Source organism: Microthrixaceae bacterium, assembly GCA_016702505.1.
GTDB lineage: Bacteria > Actinomycetota > Acidimicrobiia > Acidimicrobiales > Iamiaceae > Aquihabitans.
Genome location: JADJDU010000009.1, coordinates 132,816 through 148,656, shown reverse-complemented (window position 1 = coordinate 148,656; position 15,841 = coordinate 132,816). Strand labels below are relative to the sequence as shown.

At 64.9% G+C, this 15,841-nt stretch carries 9 protein-coding genes; 8 read left to right on the top strand and 1 reads right to left on the bottom strand.

Going from position 1 to position 15,841, the window contains the following annotated elements:
- Positions 1–248: 248 nt before the first annotated feature.
- The 3 genes from IPG97_10510 (at position 249) to IPG97_10500 (ending at position 8,952) form a co-directional block, all read left to right on the top strand.
- Positions 249–3,845: a DNA-directed RNA polymerase subunit beta gene (locus IPG97_10510; GenBank protein ID MBK6856954.1), complete on the top strand. Its 3,597-nt coding sequence runs from the start codon at positions 249–251 to the stop codon at positions 3,843–3,845.
- 136 nt (positions 3,846–3,981) lie between these two features.
- Positions 3,982–7,956: a DNA-directed RNA polymerase subunit beta' gene (rpoC, locus tag IPG97_10505; GenBank protein ID MBK6856953.1), complete on the top strand. Its 3,975-nt coding sequence runs from the start codon at positions 3,982–3,984 to the stop codon at positions 7,954–7,956.
- 240 nt (positions 7,957–8,196) lie between these two features.
- A complete protein-coding gene (locus IPG97_10500; GenBank protein ID MBK6856952.1) occupies positions 8,197–8,952 on the top strand; it encodes a helix-turn-helix transcriptional regulator in 756 nt (251 codons plus the stop codon).
- 36 nt (positions 8,953–8,988) lie between these two features.
- Here IPG97_10500 and IPG97_10495 read toward each other — a convergent pair whose 3' ends face one another.
- Complete coding sequence (locus IPG97_10495) at positions 8,989–10,059, bottom strand: hypothetical protein (GenBank protein MBK6856951.1); 1,071 nt, start codon at positions 10,057–10,059, stop codon at positions 8,989–8,991.
- Positions 10,060–10,506: 447 nt separating this feature from the next.
- Between IPG97_10495 and IPG97_10490 the strand changes: the two genes are divergently transcribed.
- The 5 genes from IPG97_10490 to rpsJ all read left to right on the top strand — a co-directional run bounded on the left by IPG97_10490 (position 10,507) and on the right by rpsJ (position 15,495).
- Complete coding sequence (locus IPG97_10490; GenBank protein MBK6856950.1) at positions 10,507–10,878, top strand: 30S ribosomal protein S12; 372 nt, start codon at positions 10,507–10,509, stop codon at positions 10,876–10,878.
- 2 nt (positions 10,879–10,880) lie between these two features.
- Positions 10,881–11,354: a 30S ribosomal protein S7 gene (gene rpsG / locus IPG97_10485; GenBank protein ID MBK6856949.1), complete on the top strand. Its 474-nt coding sequence runs from the start codon at positions 10,881–10,883 to the stop codon at positions 11,352–11,354.
- 136 nt (positions 11,355–11,490) lie between these two features.
- A complete protein-coding gene (gene fusA / locus IPG97_10480) occupies positions 11,491–13,572 on the top strand; it encodes an elongation factor G (protein ID MBK6856948.1) in 2,082 nt (693 codons plus the stop codon).
- A gap of 56 nt (positions 13,573–13,628) precedes the next feature.
- Complete coding sequence (tuf, locus tag IPG97_10475) at positions 13,629–14,816, top strand: elongation factor Tu (protein ID MBK6856947.1); 1,188 nt, start codon at positions 13,629–13,631, stop codon at positions 14,814–14,816.
- Between the two features lie 364 nt (positions 14,817–15,180).
- Positions 15,181–15,495, top strand: a complete 315-nt coding sequence (gene rpsJ / locus IPG97_10470; protein MBK6856946.1) for a 30S ribosomal protein S10 — start codon at positions 15,181–15,183, stop codon at positions 15,493–15,495.
- The last annotated feature ends 346 nt before the right edge of the window (positions 15,496–15,841 follow it).

Sequence of the window (15,841 nt, the reverse complement as noted above, 5' to 3'; positions counted from 1 at the left end):
GTTCGCGGTGGACTTGGTGAGGCGGGGTTTGTGACCGCTCAGGTCCTTGACCGGGGGTGGTGGTGGGTTTACCTTCTCGGCAACCCAGTTCGCGTCCGCTAGGCCCGAAGGCCTGGTTGGACTTGCGACGCGCCGTCCCCTAGGATCGCCCGTTGCCGTGGAGCAGTGGGTCGAGATCCAGAAATGGTTGATCGGATCAGCGCGCCCCGCCACGGTTGCCCGCGTGACTGCTTCCCAGGAGACTTCTCTTGTCCTCCCGCTCAACCATCCGGGACCGCTACTCGTTTGCGAACCTCGACGAGGTCCTGCCCCTTCCCGACCTGATCGCCATCCAGCGAGAGTCGTTCGACTGGTTCCTCGAGCAGGGCCTGGCCGACACGTTCCGCGACATCTCGCCGATCAAGGACTTCACCGAGACCCTCCAGCTCGAGCTGTCCTTCGACCCCAACGACGAGGACCTGCGGCCTACCCCCAAGTTCACCGTCGAGGAGTGCAAAGAGCGGGACATGACCTACTCGGCCCCCATCTTCGTGAGGGCCACGTTCGTCAACAACAACACGGGCGAGATCAAGGAGCAGACGGTCTTCATGGGGGACTTCCCCAAGATGACCGAGAAGGGCACCTTCGTCATCAACGGCACCGAGCGCGTGGTGGTCAGCCAGCTCGTCCGTTCCCCCGGTGTGATCTTCCAGCCCGGCGAGCGCTTCCGACTCCGCAACCTGGCCAAGCACCAGCTCGTCACCGGCACCATCCACCCCTACCGCGGTGAGTGGATCGAGTTCGACGTAGAGCACAAGCCCGGCAAGGACGTCACCGCCGGCACCCGCGTGGCCCGCAAGCGCCGCCTCGGCATCTTCGTGCTGCTCCGGGCTCTCGGATACGACGAAGAGAACGCGCCCGGGTTCATCGACGCCTTCGTCCGTCACTTCGACTTCCTCGAAGGGCAGTGGGAGAAGGAGCGAGACACCGCCACCACCCAAGACGAAGCCCTGGTGGAGATCTACAAGCGGGCCCGCCCCGGCGAACCGCCGTCGGTGGAGTCGGCCAAGGCCTACTTCCGCAACGCCTTCTTCGAGCCCCGCCGCTACGACCTCAGCCGGGTCGGCCGTTACAAGCTGGACCGCAAGCTCGGTCACGAGCTGGACAAGATCGCCGAGCTGTTCCCGATGGTCGAGCTCGACCGACCCGAGCCCGGCCAGCCGGTGCTCAGCCGGTGTGAGGTCCTGGCCGCCTGCACCTACCTGCTCCACCTGGTGCAGGCCACCCCGGGCTACCGCCTCGACGACCAGGACCACTTCGCCAACCGTCGCATCCGCTCGGTGGGCGAACTGATCCAGAACCAGGTCCGCATCGGCCTGTCCCGCATGGAGCGGGTGGTGCGCGAGCGCATGACCACCCAAGACGTAGAGGCCATCACCCCTCAGACGCTCATCAACATCCGCCCAGTGGTGGCTGCCATCAAGGAGTTCTTCGGAACCTCCCAGCTCAGCCAGTTCATGGACCAGGTCAACCCGCTGTCGGGCCTCACCCATCGCCGCCGGCTGTCGGCTCTCGGTCCCGGTGGTCTGAGTCGTGAGCGGGCCGGCTTCGAGGTCCGAGACGTGCACTTCAGCCACTACGGCCGGATGTGCCCGATCGAGACCCCAGAAGGCCCCAACATCGGTCTGATCGGCGGCCTGGCCACCTTCGCCCGGGTCAACGAGTTCGGGTTCATCGAGTCGCCGTACCGCAAGGTCGTGAATGGCCGGGTCACTGACGACATCGTCTACCTGGCTGCCGACGAAGAGGAGGAGTACGTCGTCGCCCAGGCCAACACGCCGGTCAACGCCGATGGGTCCTTCGCCGAGGAGCGCGTGCTGGTGCGCCGCTCGCCGCAGGCGGCCTCGTTGGAAGACCTGCGCCTCCAGCTCGAGCGAGACATCTTCTTCGGTGCGACCACCGACATCCAGTACGTCCCCGGTAGCGAGGTCCAGCTCATGGACGTCTCGCCTCGCCAGATCGTGTCGGTCGGTACCGCGCTGATCCCGTTCCTCGAGCACGACGACGCCAACCGCGCCCTCATGGGCGCCAACATGCAGAAGCAGGCCGTCCCGCTCATCCGGGCCGAAGCGCCCTACATCGCCACCGGCATCGAGGCCCGGGCCGCCCGCGACGCGGCAGACATGGTCATCGCCGCCGACGACGGCGAGGTGATCGAGGTAGACGGCCGGCTCATCACCGTCCAGTACAAGACCCTCGGCAAGAAGGTCTACAAGCTGGCCAAGTTCGAGCGTTCCAACCAGGACACCTGCATCAACCAGCGGCCCATCGTGGCCGCCGGCCAGAAGCTCCACAAGGGCGACATCTTGGCCAACGGCCCCTCCACCGACAACGGTGAACTGGCCCTGGGCAAGAACCTGCTGGTGGCCTTCATGCCCTGGGAGGGCTACAACTTCGAGGACGCCATCATCCTCTCCGAGCGCCTGGTGAAGGACGACGTGCTCACGTCGATCCACATCAAGGAGCACGAGATCGACGCCCGAGACACCAAGCTCGGCCCCGAGGAGATCACCCGGGACATCCCCAACCTGAGCGACGACATCCTCGCCGACCTCGACGAGCGGGGAATCATCCGCATCGGGGCCGAGGTCGAGGCTGGAGACGTCCTGGTCGGCAAGGTCACCCCCAAGGGCGAGACCGAGCTGACCCCCGAGGAGCGCTTGCTGCGCGCCATCTTCGTGGAGAAGGCCAGAGAGGTTCGAGACACCTCCCTCAAGGTTCCCCACGGCGAGACCGGCAAGGTCATCGACGTCAAGGTCCAGACCCGCGCCGACGGCCACGAGCTTCCCCCCGGTGTGAACCAGCTGGTCAAGGTGTACGTCGGCCAGCGTCGCAAGATCAGCGTGGGCGACAAGCTGGCCGGCCGCCACGGCAATAAGGGCGTCATCAGCCGGATCCTGCCGGTCGAGGACATGCCCTTCCTGGCCGACGGCAGCCCCGTCGACATCATCCTCAACCCCCTCGGTGTCCCGTCCCGCATGAACGTGGGCCAGGTCATGGAGGCCCATCTGGGCTACGCCGCCCGCTGGGGTTGGGACCACGAGAAGTCGGGTCAGGTCGGAGACGAAGCGGTCCGCAACGAGACCAAGACCCGTCCCGCCACCCCGCCGGCCAAGTTGATCGCCACCCCGGTGTTCGATGGCGCCTACTGGGACGAGGCCGAGGCCGCCAAGAAGCACCCGACCATCCAGCAGATCCTCGAGAACCTCACGCCCGAGTCTCCCTTCGAGGAGTACGGCGACGGTGGGCGACTCATCGAGAGCAACGGCAAGACCACCCTCTACAACGGGCGCACCGGCGAGGCCTACGACAACCCGATCACCGTCGGGTACATGTACATCCTCAAGCTGGCCCACTTGGTGGACGACAAGATCCACGCCCGTTCCACCGGCCCGTACTCGATGATCACCCAGCAGCCGCTGGGTGGTAAGGCTCAGTTCGGCGGCCAGCGGTTCGGCGAGATGGAGGTGTGGGCCCTGGAGGCCTACGGCGCCGCCTACTGCCTCCAGGAACTGCTCACCATCAAGTCCGACGACGTGCTCGGCCGCGTCAAGGTCTACGAGGCCATCGTCAAGGGCGAGAACATCCCCGAGCCCGGCATCCCCGAGAGCTTCAAGGTGCTCATCAAGGAGATGCAGGCCCTGTGCCTCAACGTCGAGGTCCTCGCCAAGACCGGTGAAGAGATCGAGATGCGCGAGCTCGACGAGGACATCTTCCGCACCGCCGAAGAGCTCGGCATCGACTTGAGCCGACCCGAACGTGGTTCAGACGAAGAAGACGAGCGCCGCCGAGCCGGTCGGCTCTGACGGAACTGATCGAGGACTTCACGAGACCCCGAGCCCCCCCCCCCCGCCCCCCCCCCCCCCCCCGCGCCCCCCCGCGGCCGCCCCCCCCCCCCCCCCCGCCGCGGGCCCCCCCCCCCCTGCCCCAGGGAGCACGACCGTGCTTGACGTCAACAACTTCGACCAGCTCCGGATCGGCCTGGCCACCGCGGACTCCATCCGCATGTGGTCCAACGGCGAGGTCAAGAAGCCGGAGACCATCAACTACCGCACGCTCAAGCCGGAGAAGGACGGGCTCTTCTGCGAGAAGATCTTCGGTCCGACCAAGGACTGGGAGTGCTACTGCGGCAAGTACAAGCGGGTGCGCTTCAAGGGCATCATCTGTGAGCGCTGCGGCGTCGAGGTGACCCGGTCCAAGGTGCGCCGTGAGCGCATGGGCCACATCGAGCTGGCCGCCCCGGCCGTGCACATCTGGTACCTGCGTGGCACTCGGTCCTGGTTGGCCTACCTGCTGATGGGAACCGAGCCCCGCGAGGAGCTCAAGGCCAAGCAGCTCGAGAAGGTCATCTACTTCGCCGCCAACCTGGTGGTGTCGGTAGACGAGGAGAAGCGCGATGCCGATCTCCCCAACCTCGAGGCTGAGGTGATCGCCGAACGCGAGGAACTCGAGAACGAGCGGGAGCTGGAGCTGGCCCGTCGCCTCGAAGAGCTCGAGGCCGAGATCGCCGCCCTGGAAGCCGAGGGCGCCAAGGATGCAGACATCAAGGCCCGTCAGAAGCAGGCCGACAAGGACCTGACCCTCATCCGCGAACGGTGGGAACTGGAGCTCGACGTGCTCCAGCGGTCCTTCGACGAGTTCAAGGGCCTCTTCTCCCGTCAGATCATCGAAGACGAGATGCTGTGGCGCGAGCTCGAGGACCGCTACGGCGAGTACTTCGAGGGCGGCATGGGCGCCGACACCATCAAGTCGCTCATCAACCACCTCGACCTCGACGAGGAAGAGGTCAAGCTCCGCGCCGCCATCGACCCCGAGGAGGGCAAGAAGCCCCTGTCGGCGCAGCGCAAGCAGAAGGCCATCAAGCGCCTCAAGATCGTGGCCTCGTTCAACCAGCGAGACGAGAACGGCCGTCGGATCAACGACCCCCGGGCCATGATCCTCGACGTGGTGCCGGTGATCCCGCCGGAGCTGCGACCCATGGTGCAGCTCGACGGTGGTCGTTTCGCCACCTCGGACCTCAACGACTTGTACCGCCGGGTCATCAACCGCAACAACCGCCTCAAGCGGCTGTTGGACCTCGGGGCCCCCGAGATCATCGTCAACAACGAGAAGCGCATGCTCCAGGAGGCCGTCGACGCACTGTTCGACAACGGCCGACGCGGCCGGCCCGTGACCGGGCCGGGCAACCGCCCGCTCAAGTCGCTCTCGGACATGTTGAAGGGCAAGCAGGGCCGGTTCCGCCAGAACCTGCTCGGCAAGCGCGTCGACTACTCGGGCCGTTCGGTCATCGTGGTCGGCCCCACGCTCAAGCTGCACCAGTGCGGCCTGCCCAAGCTCATGGCCCTCGAGCTGTTCAAGCCCTTCGTCATGAAGAAGCTGGTGGACGCCGAGCTGGCCCAGAACATCAAGTCGGCCAAGCGGATGGTGGAACGGCGCAAGCCCCAGGTGTGGGATGTGCTCGAAGAGGCCATCAAGGAACATCCGGTCATGTTGAACCGGGCTCCCACACTGCACCGCCTCGGCATCCAGGCGTTCGAGCCGGTGCTGGTGGAGGGCAAGGCCATCCAGATCCACCCGCTCGTGTGCACCGCCTTCAACGCCGACTTCGACGGCGACCAGATGGCTGTTCACCTGCCCCTGTCGGCCGAGGCTCAAGCTGAGGCCCGCGTGCTGATGCTGTCGGCCAACAACGTGCTGTCGCCCGCCCACGGTCGTCCGCTGGTGACCCCCACCCAGGACATGATCATCGGCGCCTACTACCTCACCGAGAAGGTGGAGGGGGCCAAGGGTGAGGGTCGCGTGTTCCGTCACCTCCACGAGGTCGAGCGGGCCTATGAGGCCGGTGACCTGGCCCTTCACGCCCTCATCGAGTTCCGAGGGTTGGACGGCACCGGTGAACGTCTCATCGAAGACAAGACCACTGCCGGCCGACTCCTGTTCAACACCGCGCTGCCGGACTCGTTCGAGTTCATCAACCAGCGGGTGGACAAGAAGATCATGGGCAACGTCGTGGACCGCCTGGCCAACGAAGAAGCCAAGGGCGTGGTGGCCGCCAGCCTCGACGCCATCAAGAACCTGTGCTTCCGCTATGCCGCTCAGTCGGGCATCACCATCTCGATCGACGACGTTAAGACGCCCGACGAGAAGGCCCAGATCCTCGAGGACCACGAAGCTCAGGCCCAAAAGGTCGAGGAGCAGTTCCGCAAGGGCATCATCACCGATGGTGAGCGCCGCCAGAAGGAGGTGGAGATCTGGACCGACGCCACCGACAAGGTGCGCGCCGAGATGGAGAAGAACCTCAAGGCCCAGCAGTTCAACCCGATCGACATGATGGTCGGCTCGGGTGCCCGCGGAAACATGATGCAGGTCCGTCAGATCGCCGGCATGCGTGGCCTGGTGGCCAACCCTCGTGGTGACATGATCCCCCGCCCGATCAAGTCCAACTTCCGTGAGGGGTTGGAGATGCTCGAGTACTTCATCGCCACCCCCGGCGCCCGCAAGGGTCTGGTGGACACCGCTCTGCGGACCGCCGACTCGGGTTACCTCACCCGGCGTCTGGTCGACGTGGCCCAAGAGTTGATCATCAACGACGAGGACCCGTTCGCCCGGGCCGAGGCCACCGGTTCGCCGATCCGTGGCATCTGGGTCGAGAACGTGTTCCCCGACGGTTACGTCGATCAGGCCGGCAACTACGTAGGTACCCGTCCGGTAAGCGCTACCGACCGGATGGAGCGGACCTACCTGGAGACCAAGCTCTACAGCCGGACCTTGGCTGCGGATGTCACCTGTGAAGACGGCACCGTCTTCGCTCGGGGCACCGTCGTGAACCAGGAGATCATGGAAAAGCTCCGAGACGACTCCTCTGTCACCCGGGTCCGTGTCCTGTCGCCGCTCACCGACGATTCGGTGGCCGGAATCTCGGGGGCGAGCTACGGCATGTCGCTGGCCACCGGCAAGGACATCGAGGTCGGTGAAGCGGTGGGTGTGATCGCCGCCCAGTCGATCGGCGAACCTGGCACCCAGCTCACCATGCGTACCTTCCACACCGGTGGTGTGGCCGGGTCCGACATCGCCGGTGGTCTGCCCCGCGTGGTCGAGCTGTTCGAGGCCCGCAGCCCCAAGGGCAAGGCCACCTTGGCCCGCACCAGCGGCGTGGTCCGCATCGGTGAGGACGAGGGCAAGGGCAGGGTCATCACCATCGTCGGAGACGACGGCACCGAGGACACCTACACAATCCCCGGTGTCCAGCGCCTCGAGGTCGAGGACGGGGCCGAGATCGAGGCCGGAGATGCCCTAGTCGAAGGTCCCCGAGACCCCAAGGAGCTTCTGGAGATCCGCGGTGTGCGCGAAACCCAGGCCTACCTGGTCGAAGAGGTACAGAAGGTGTACCGAGAGCAGGGCGTGTCGATCCACGACAAGCACATCGAGCTCATCGTGCGCCAGATGACCCGCCGGGTCAGCGTGCTCGAGGCCAACGACTCGGACTTCCTCCCCGGCGAACGGGTCGACCAGAAGGCCTTCTCTGACGCCAACAAGCTCCTGGTCGAGGAGGGCAAGCGCCCGGCCGAAGGCCGCGTCGAGCTCATGGGCATCACCAAGGCTTCGCTGGCCACCGACTCGTGGCTCTCGGCAGCCTCCTTCCAGGAGACCACCCGTGTGCTCACCGAGGCGGCGATCGACTCCCGGTCCGACTCGTTGGTCGGCCTGAAGGAGAACATCATCATCGGAAAGCTGATCCCGGCCGGAACCGGCATGCTCCAGTACCGCAACATCGACACCGTGGCCCCCCACTACGAGCCGATGGCCTTCTACTCATCGGACGATGAGGGCGGCGAGCTGGATGCATCGGAATGGCTGGCCGCTCAGGCAGCAGCCGACGAGCCCGAGCCTCCACTGGCCGCAACCCCCGAGGCTTGATCCAGGACGAGCGACGGGCCTAGCCCGCGTTGGTCGTATTTGTCCCGAGTGAGGCACCCCTCGAGGGTGCCTCGCTCGCGTTCAGGGTCCTAGCGGGTGGATCTGGTCGTCGTCGCTGTGAGGCTGATCAGACCGAGGCGTTGCCTCGGTTCAACCATGCCGTGCTCATGGGTCGGCTCGCCGGATGGCTCGCCTCCTTTGGGGCTCGGCATTGGCTGGTCGTTGGGTAGGTTTCCGCTCATGACCGAAGTTGCGGAGGTGCCAGGGGAGGGACGGCGAGCTCGCAACCGTCGTGAACGCCAGAGGGCCTACCTCGACGCCGGTCTCGACATCGCCGGCCGAGAAGGGATCCCTGCCCTCACCATGCAACGCCTGGCCGAGGCCACCGATGCCGCGGTCGGAACCGTGTACACCTACTTTCCATCAAAGGGAGCACTGGTCGCCGAGCTCCAGCGGGAGTCGATCGAGCGGCTCACGGCCTCCTACCACCAGACCCGCGACCGGAGCCGAGCGATCCTGGCCGATTGGCACGAGCCCCGGGCCGAGGCCGTGGCCCGACTCATGGTGTTCGGCCGATTCTGGATCGCCAGCGCCGAGACCCTGCCCCACGAGTCCCGCTTCCTGCATGCGCTCATCGGAGAAACCGAACAGAGCGTTCCGCCCGAGGAGTTCCATCGGGCCGCCCCCGCTGCCTTGGCTTTGCTGGCCGAGGCAGCGGGCGAGGTTGTGGCGGCCGGGGCGGTAGACGCCATCCGTCTCCAGGACCCAATGGATGTGGTAATTCGCTGGGCCGCCGCCCTCACCGGTGTTCTGCTCACCGCCAACCTGGCTTCGCTCAACCCTCGAGCCTTCGACGGCCGTCGGCTGGCCCCAATCCTCCAGCGTGATCTGTTGGCGGGCTGGGGCGCCCGACCCGACCTGATAGACCGAGCCGAAGCCCATGTCGCTGATCTGGAGTCCACCGGTCAGCTCGCGCCAGCAGTCACCAACGCCTGACGGCTACCCCCCGGGCGGCGCCTCGGTCAAGTTCGTCTAGGGGATGGGGCAGGGCTTTATGACCCCGCACCACCAGGGAGCCGTTGGTAGATCTTCGCTGTCGATGATGCCGTCATCGTCGCTGTCGGGGTCGTTCGGGTCGGTTGGGTAGACGTTCTGGAGGCCCCACTTGGCCAGCGCTCCCGGTATGTAGATGATCTCGTCATAGTTGGTCAGGCCGTCGCTGTCCGGATCGGCCGTCCAGTAGGAGTCGTCGTACCGGTAGGTCGGGTCGGTGCCGTTGGCGACCTCCAGCCCGTCGGAGTCGCCGCCGTGGTCCGTGTCGGCCAGGAGCGGGTTTGTGGCTGGGGTGCGATTGACCTCGGTGCTGTCTGACAGCCCATCGTCGTCGGTGTCGGCGTCGAGAGGGTTGGTGAGGTGGGTGCTGAGCTCGGCATCGTCGGTCAAGCCGTCGCCATCGGTGTCGGCGCCCACTGTGTAGACGTCGTCGGACGGGTCGTTCGGGTTGGTTCCGTTGACGATCTCATAGCCGTCGCGAATGCCGGCACCGTCGGTATCTGTCTTCAGCGGATTGGTTTGGTGAACGCGGACCTCAGCCCCGTCGCTGAGGAGGTCCCCGTCGGTGTCGGCGAAGACTGGGCTGGTGCCATACCAGAGGACCTCGATGCCGTCGTCGAGGCCGTCGTCGTCGGTGTCGGGATCGTTGGGATCTGATCGGTGGAAGGACTCAGAGAGAAAGCTCAGGCGGTCGTTGTCGTCGTCTCTGGTGAACTGCGTGTCATCCCAGGTATTGCGTGGATTGGTCCCAGCGTTGATCTCGTAGCCGTCGGTGTCGCCACCGTTGTCGCTGTCGGCATCGTTGGGATTGGTGTCGACGAGGGCCTCGATCCAGGTGGGCAAGTCGTCACCGTCGGGATCGTTCCCGTCTGGGTCGGTGGGGTCGGTGGCGTCTGTGCCCAAACCGAGCTCGAGCCAGTCGGTCAGACCATCACCATCGCTGTCCTGAACGCCGTCGGTGATTCCGTCTTCGTCCTGATCGGCATTGTCGGGATCCCAGCCCTTCTGGATCTCGAAGGCATCGGCGACACCGTCCAGATCGCTGTCCACTAGCTCCCAGCCCCGAGGGCGATCGTCATGAGCGCTGTGGCCACCGTGACCGTTCGCCGCCAAGCTTTCCGGGGCCGGTGCGAGTTGGGAGCAGCACCCGTGACGGAGGGGCCAGACCGTTCGTTCACCTCAAACTACTTGGTCTTCGGACATGTCTGCCTCCCAGCGGGCCTTGGAGTTCACCCGCGGATCGCGTGCCCTGAAGGGTATTGCAAAGATGGATGGTCCGCTTGGTTCGTCGGCATGCCCATCCAGCCTGGGCCTTCGTCCACTAGGTGCAGCGAGGCAAGGGTCGAGGAGGTGCGCACATCATGCCGCAGCCAGTTCCCGTGAGCCGTCTCAGGCGGATTTTGCGGTCCGGCGTCCGATCCTCATAGCATGTCCCTCCGGCTCAGAGACGGATGTCTCGCGCGTGAGCCCCAGTCAGACGCTTCGAGAGGTTCGTTCGTGCCCACCATCCAGCAGTTGGTCCGCAAGGGCCGCCAGGACAAGCCCACCAAGGGCAAGACGCCGGCCCTGAAGGGCGCGCCGCAGCGTCGTGGCGTCTGCACCCGCGTGTACACGAACACCCCCAAGAAGCCGAACTCGGCACTGCGCAAGGTGGCTCGTGTTCGCCTCTCCAGCGGCGTCGAGGTGACGGCCTACATCCCTGGCGAGGGTCACAACCTCCAGGAGCACTCCATCGTGCTGGTCCGTGGTGGCCGTGTGAAGGACCTCCCCGGCGTCCGCTACAAGATCATCCGCGGCACCCTCGACACCTCGGGTGTGAAGGACCGCAAGCAGGCCCGTAGCCGCTACGGCGCCAAGAAGGAAGGCTGACCATGCCCCGCAAGGGTCCCGCCCCCCGCCGCGAGCTCATGCCCGACCCGATCTACCGGTCGGTCGTGGTCACCCAGATCGTGAACAAGGTGTTGCAGCGCGGCAAGCGCTCCACCGCTGAGCGCATCGTCTACAGCGCTCTCGACATCGTGGCCGACAAGGCCGGCACCGACGATCCGGTGTCGATCCTCAAGAAGGCCGTAGAGAACATCAAGCCCCAGCTCGAGGTTCGCAGCCGTCGCGTCGGTGGCGCCACCTACCAGGTGCCGGTCGAGGTCAAGCCCCGTCGGGCCAACACCCTCGCCGTCCGTTGGCTGGTCGGCTACTCCCGTCAGCGTCGGGAGAAGACCATGGCCGAGCGTTTGGCCAACGAGATCCTCGACGCCAGCAACGGTGTCGGCGCCTCGGCCAAGCGCCGTGAAGACCTTCACAAGATGGCCGAGTCCAACAAGGCCTTCGCCCACTACCGCTGGTAGGGGCCACCCACAACTCCACCGATGGGGCGCCTCCAAACCGGCAGCCCCTCCCTCGACCGGGTCCGCAACAGCGGGGCCCGGTCGTGGCATGTAACCGCTCAACCTGTAAACCCCCTCACCGAACCGAGACACAGAGATGCCTGAAGTCGTTCCGATCGACCGCTACCGCAACATCGGGATCATGGCCCACATCGACGCGGGCAAGACCACCACCACCGAGCGGATCCTCTACTACACCGGCAAGACCTACAAGATCGGTGAGGTCCACGAGGGTGCCGCCACCATGGACCACATGGTCCAGGAGCAGGAGCGCGGCATCACCATCACCTCGGCGGCCACCACCACGTTCTGGCGTGACCACCGCATCAACATCATCGACACCCCCGGCCACGTCGACTTCACCGTTGAGGTCGAGCGTTCGCTGCGCGTGCTCGACGGTGCTGTAGCCGTGTTCGACGGTGTGGCTGGCGTCGAGCCCCAGACCGAGACCGTGTGGCGCCAGGCCGACAAGTACGGCGTCCCGCGCATGTGCTTCGTCAACAAGCTGGACCGCACCGGTGCCGACTTCTACAAGGCCGTGGCTTCCATCAAGGATCGCCTCACCGAGAACATCGCCATCTTGCAGATCCCGATCGGCATCGAAGGTGACTTCCAGGGCGTGGTCGACTTGGTGCGCATGAAGGCCATCGTGTGGACGGGCGAAGAGCTCGGCGCCAAGTACGACATCGTCGACATTCCCGCCGACATGCAGGACCAGGCCGACGAGTACCGCCAGGAGCTCATCGACACCATCACCCACCACGACGACGCCATCCTCGAGAAGTTCCTCGGCGACGAGGAGATCACCGAGGAGGAGCTGCGCTCGGCCCTGCGGCGCGCCACCATCGCCAACGAGATCGTCCCGATCCTCACCGGCACTGCCTTCAAGAACAAGGGCGTGCAGCCCCTGCTCGACGCCGTGGTCGACTACCTGCCGTCCCCGCTCGACCTGCCTCCGGTGCGGGGTGAGGCCCTCAAGGGCGGCGCCGAGATCGAGCGCAAGGCCGACGTGAAGGAGCCCTTCTCGGCTCTCGCCTTCAAGATCGTGGCTGATCCTCACGGCAAGCTCACCTACTTCCGGGTCTACTCCGGTCGCTTGAACAAGGGCGACAGCGTCCTCAACAGCCGCACGGGGCAGAAGGAGCGCGTCGGACGACTGCTGCTGATGCACGCCAACAACCGTGAGGACCTGGAGTTCGTCGAGGCTGGCGACATCGTGGCCGGCATCGGCCTCAAGAACACCCGCACCGGTGACACCCTCTCCGATGAGAAGGACGCCATCGTGCTGGAGAACCTGGAGTTCCCCGAGCCGGTCATCCAGGTGGCGGTGGAGCCCAAGACCAAGAACGACCAGGACAAGATGGGCAAGGCCCTCTACTCCCTGTCTGAAGAGGACCCGACCTTCCAGGTCAAGTCCGACGAGGAGACCGGTCAGACCCTGATCTCGGGGATGGGCGAGCTTCACCTCGAGGTGATCGTCGACCGCATGCTGCGGGAGTTCAACGTCGACGCCACCGTCGGCAAGCCCCAGGTCGCCTACCGCGAGACCATCACCGCCCCCGTCGAGAACTACCGCTACACCCACAAGAAGCAGACGGGTGGTTCGGGCCAATTCGCCGACGTGATCATCGCCCTGTACCCGGCTGAGCCGGGCGAGGGCTACTCCTTCAGCGACCAGATCACCGGCGGTCGCATCCCCAAGGAGTACATCGGACCGGTGGACCAGGGCATCCAAGCCTCGCTGGCCTCGGGCATCATCGCCGGATACCCGGTGGTGGACATCAAGGCCACCTTGGTCGACGGCTCGTTCCACGACGTCGACTCATCGGAGATGGCGTTCAAGATCGCCGGCACCATGGCGTTCAAGGAGGCGGCTCGCAAGGGCAAGCCGGTCCTGCTCGAGCCCATCATGGCGGTCGAGGTCGTCACCCCCGAGGAGTACATGGGTGATGTCATGGGCGACCTCTCCTCCCGCCGTGGCAAGGTCGGCGGCATGGAGCAGCGGGGCAACGCCCAGGTCGTCAGGGCCGAGGTGCCGCTGTCGGAGATGTTCGGCTACGCCACCGATCTCCGGTCTCGCACCCAGGGCCGCGCCGTGTACACCATGCAGTTCGACAGCTACCAGCAGATGCCGGGCAACCTCCAAGAGGAGATCGTGGCCCGGGTTCGAGGCGAGTAGCTAGCAGTCTCAAACCACAACAACCATCAACATAGAAAGGCTCCAGGGTCAACGCCATGGGCAAGGAAAAGTTCGAGCGCAATAAGCCGCACCTGAACATTGGGACCATGGGGCATATTGACCATGGTAAGACCACGTTGACGGCGGCGATTACCAAGACGTTGCATGATGCGGATCCGACGACGGCGTTCACGCCGTTCGACATGATCGACAAGGCTCCTGAGGAGCGGCAGCGTGGTATCACGATCAACATTTCCCATGTGGAGTATGAGACGGCGAACCGTCATTACGCGCATGTGGATATGCCGGGTCACGCTGACTACATCAAGAACATGATCACGGGTGCGGCTCAGGTGGATGGGGCGATTTTGGTGGTGGCGGCCACTGATGGTCCGATGCCGCAGACGCGTGAGCATGTGTTGTTGGCTCGTCAGGTGGGTGTGCCCTCGATCGTGGTCGCGTTGAACAAGTGCGACATGGTTGATGATGAGGAGTTGTTGGAGCTGGTGGAGATGGAGGTGCGTGAGCTTCTGTCTGAGTACGAGTTCCCTGGTGATGACACTCCTGTGGTGCGGGTTTCGGCGTTGAAGGCGCTTGAGGGTGACGCGGATGCGGCGGCTCAGGTGTTGGAGTTGATGAACCAGGTGGACAGCTTTGTTCCTGAGCCGGTTCGTGATATCGACAAGCCGTTCTTGATGCCGATCGAGGATGTGTTCTCGATCACTGGTCGTGGAACTGTGGTGACCGGCAAGGTCGAGCAGGGTCAGATCCACACTGGTGATGAGGTGGAGATCGTGGGTATCAAGGCCACGCAGAAGACCACCTGTACTGGTGTGGAGATGTTCCGCAAGTTGCTCGATGAGGGTCAGGCTGGTGACAACATCGGTGCGCTTCTTCGTGGTACGAAGAAGGAAGAGGTTGAGCGCGGTCAGGTGTTGTGCAAGCCGGGCAGCATTACTCCTCACACGAACTTCGAAGGTGAGGTGTATGTGTTGACCAAGGAGGAGGGTGGTCGTCACAAGCCGTTCTTCGCGAACTACCGTCCGCAGTTCTTCTTCCGGACCACTGATGTGACCGGCACGATCACGTTGCCTGAGGGCACTGAGATGTGCATGCCTGGTGACAACACTCAGATGACGGTTGAGTTGATCGCTCCGATCGCCATGGATGAGGGTCTGCGGTTTGCTATCCGTGAGGGTGGCCGTACCGTGGGTGCTGGTCGGGTGACCAAGATCATCAAGTAGCAATACCGGGAGCTTCCTCCCAAGCCCGGACCAGCGGGCAAGAGACAAACGAAGGGAGGTCCGGTCAGTTCCGACCGGGCCTCCCTTCGTTTTGCCGCTTCTTGGGCAGGATTGGTCGCACGGCGACCAGATCCGGCCCAAGAAGCTTCAGGCACGACCGAAGCCCCCGTTCTTGGGCATGGATCGGTCGCACGGCGACCAGATCCTGCCCAAGAATCGATCAGACGGGGATGCATGTGGACCGTTGGATTGGCTGCGCTCCGGCGGGTTCGGCTAGAAAGGTCGTCCCCTGGGGACACATCCTCGGGGTTGATCCTTGACAGGTTGATCCCCCGTAGCGGGTTCGAGACCAGGAGGTGGCCCCATGGCCGCGACGCAGAAGATCCGGATCCGGCTGAAGGCCTACGACCACGAGGTGATCGACCAGTCCACCAAGAAGATCACCGAGACAGTGGTCCGCACCGGCGCCTCGGTGCGTGGGCCGATCCCGCTTCCCACCGAGAAGCACCGCTACACGGTGATCCGCTCGCCCCACAAGTACAAGGACTCCCGCGAGCACTTCGAGATGCGCGTCCACAAGCGCCTGCTCGACATCGTGGACCCCACGCCCAAGACCGTCGATTCGCTCCAGCGCCTCGACCTCCCCGCCGGCGTGGACATCGAGATCAAGATCCAGTAACGCACGGGGCGTCACACGGGGGCGCTGCCCCCGTGTGCCCCCGGAAGGGCTTGGTCCGGCTTCGCCGGGCCGATGTCTGGTTCTGTCCGATCGGGCTCTCGCTTTCGCTCGAGGATCGGACGGGGCTCCGCCCCCGTGTGGTCACTGGAATTGGTGCCGCATCGAAGGGGAAGCTAGAGTTTGCAACTCGTGCCGCCGGGTCTCCCGATCTGGTGGCTGGTGTCGGGCTTCGGCCCGCAACCGACGTCCGTGACGGCCCGGTCCGCCGGGGACCCCACGGCACAACCGAACTGGCGCTCCGCCGGGAGAGATCCCGTGCGGAGCGTCCGCGTGAACGGCCCCCGTT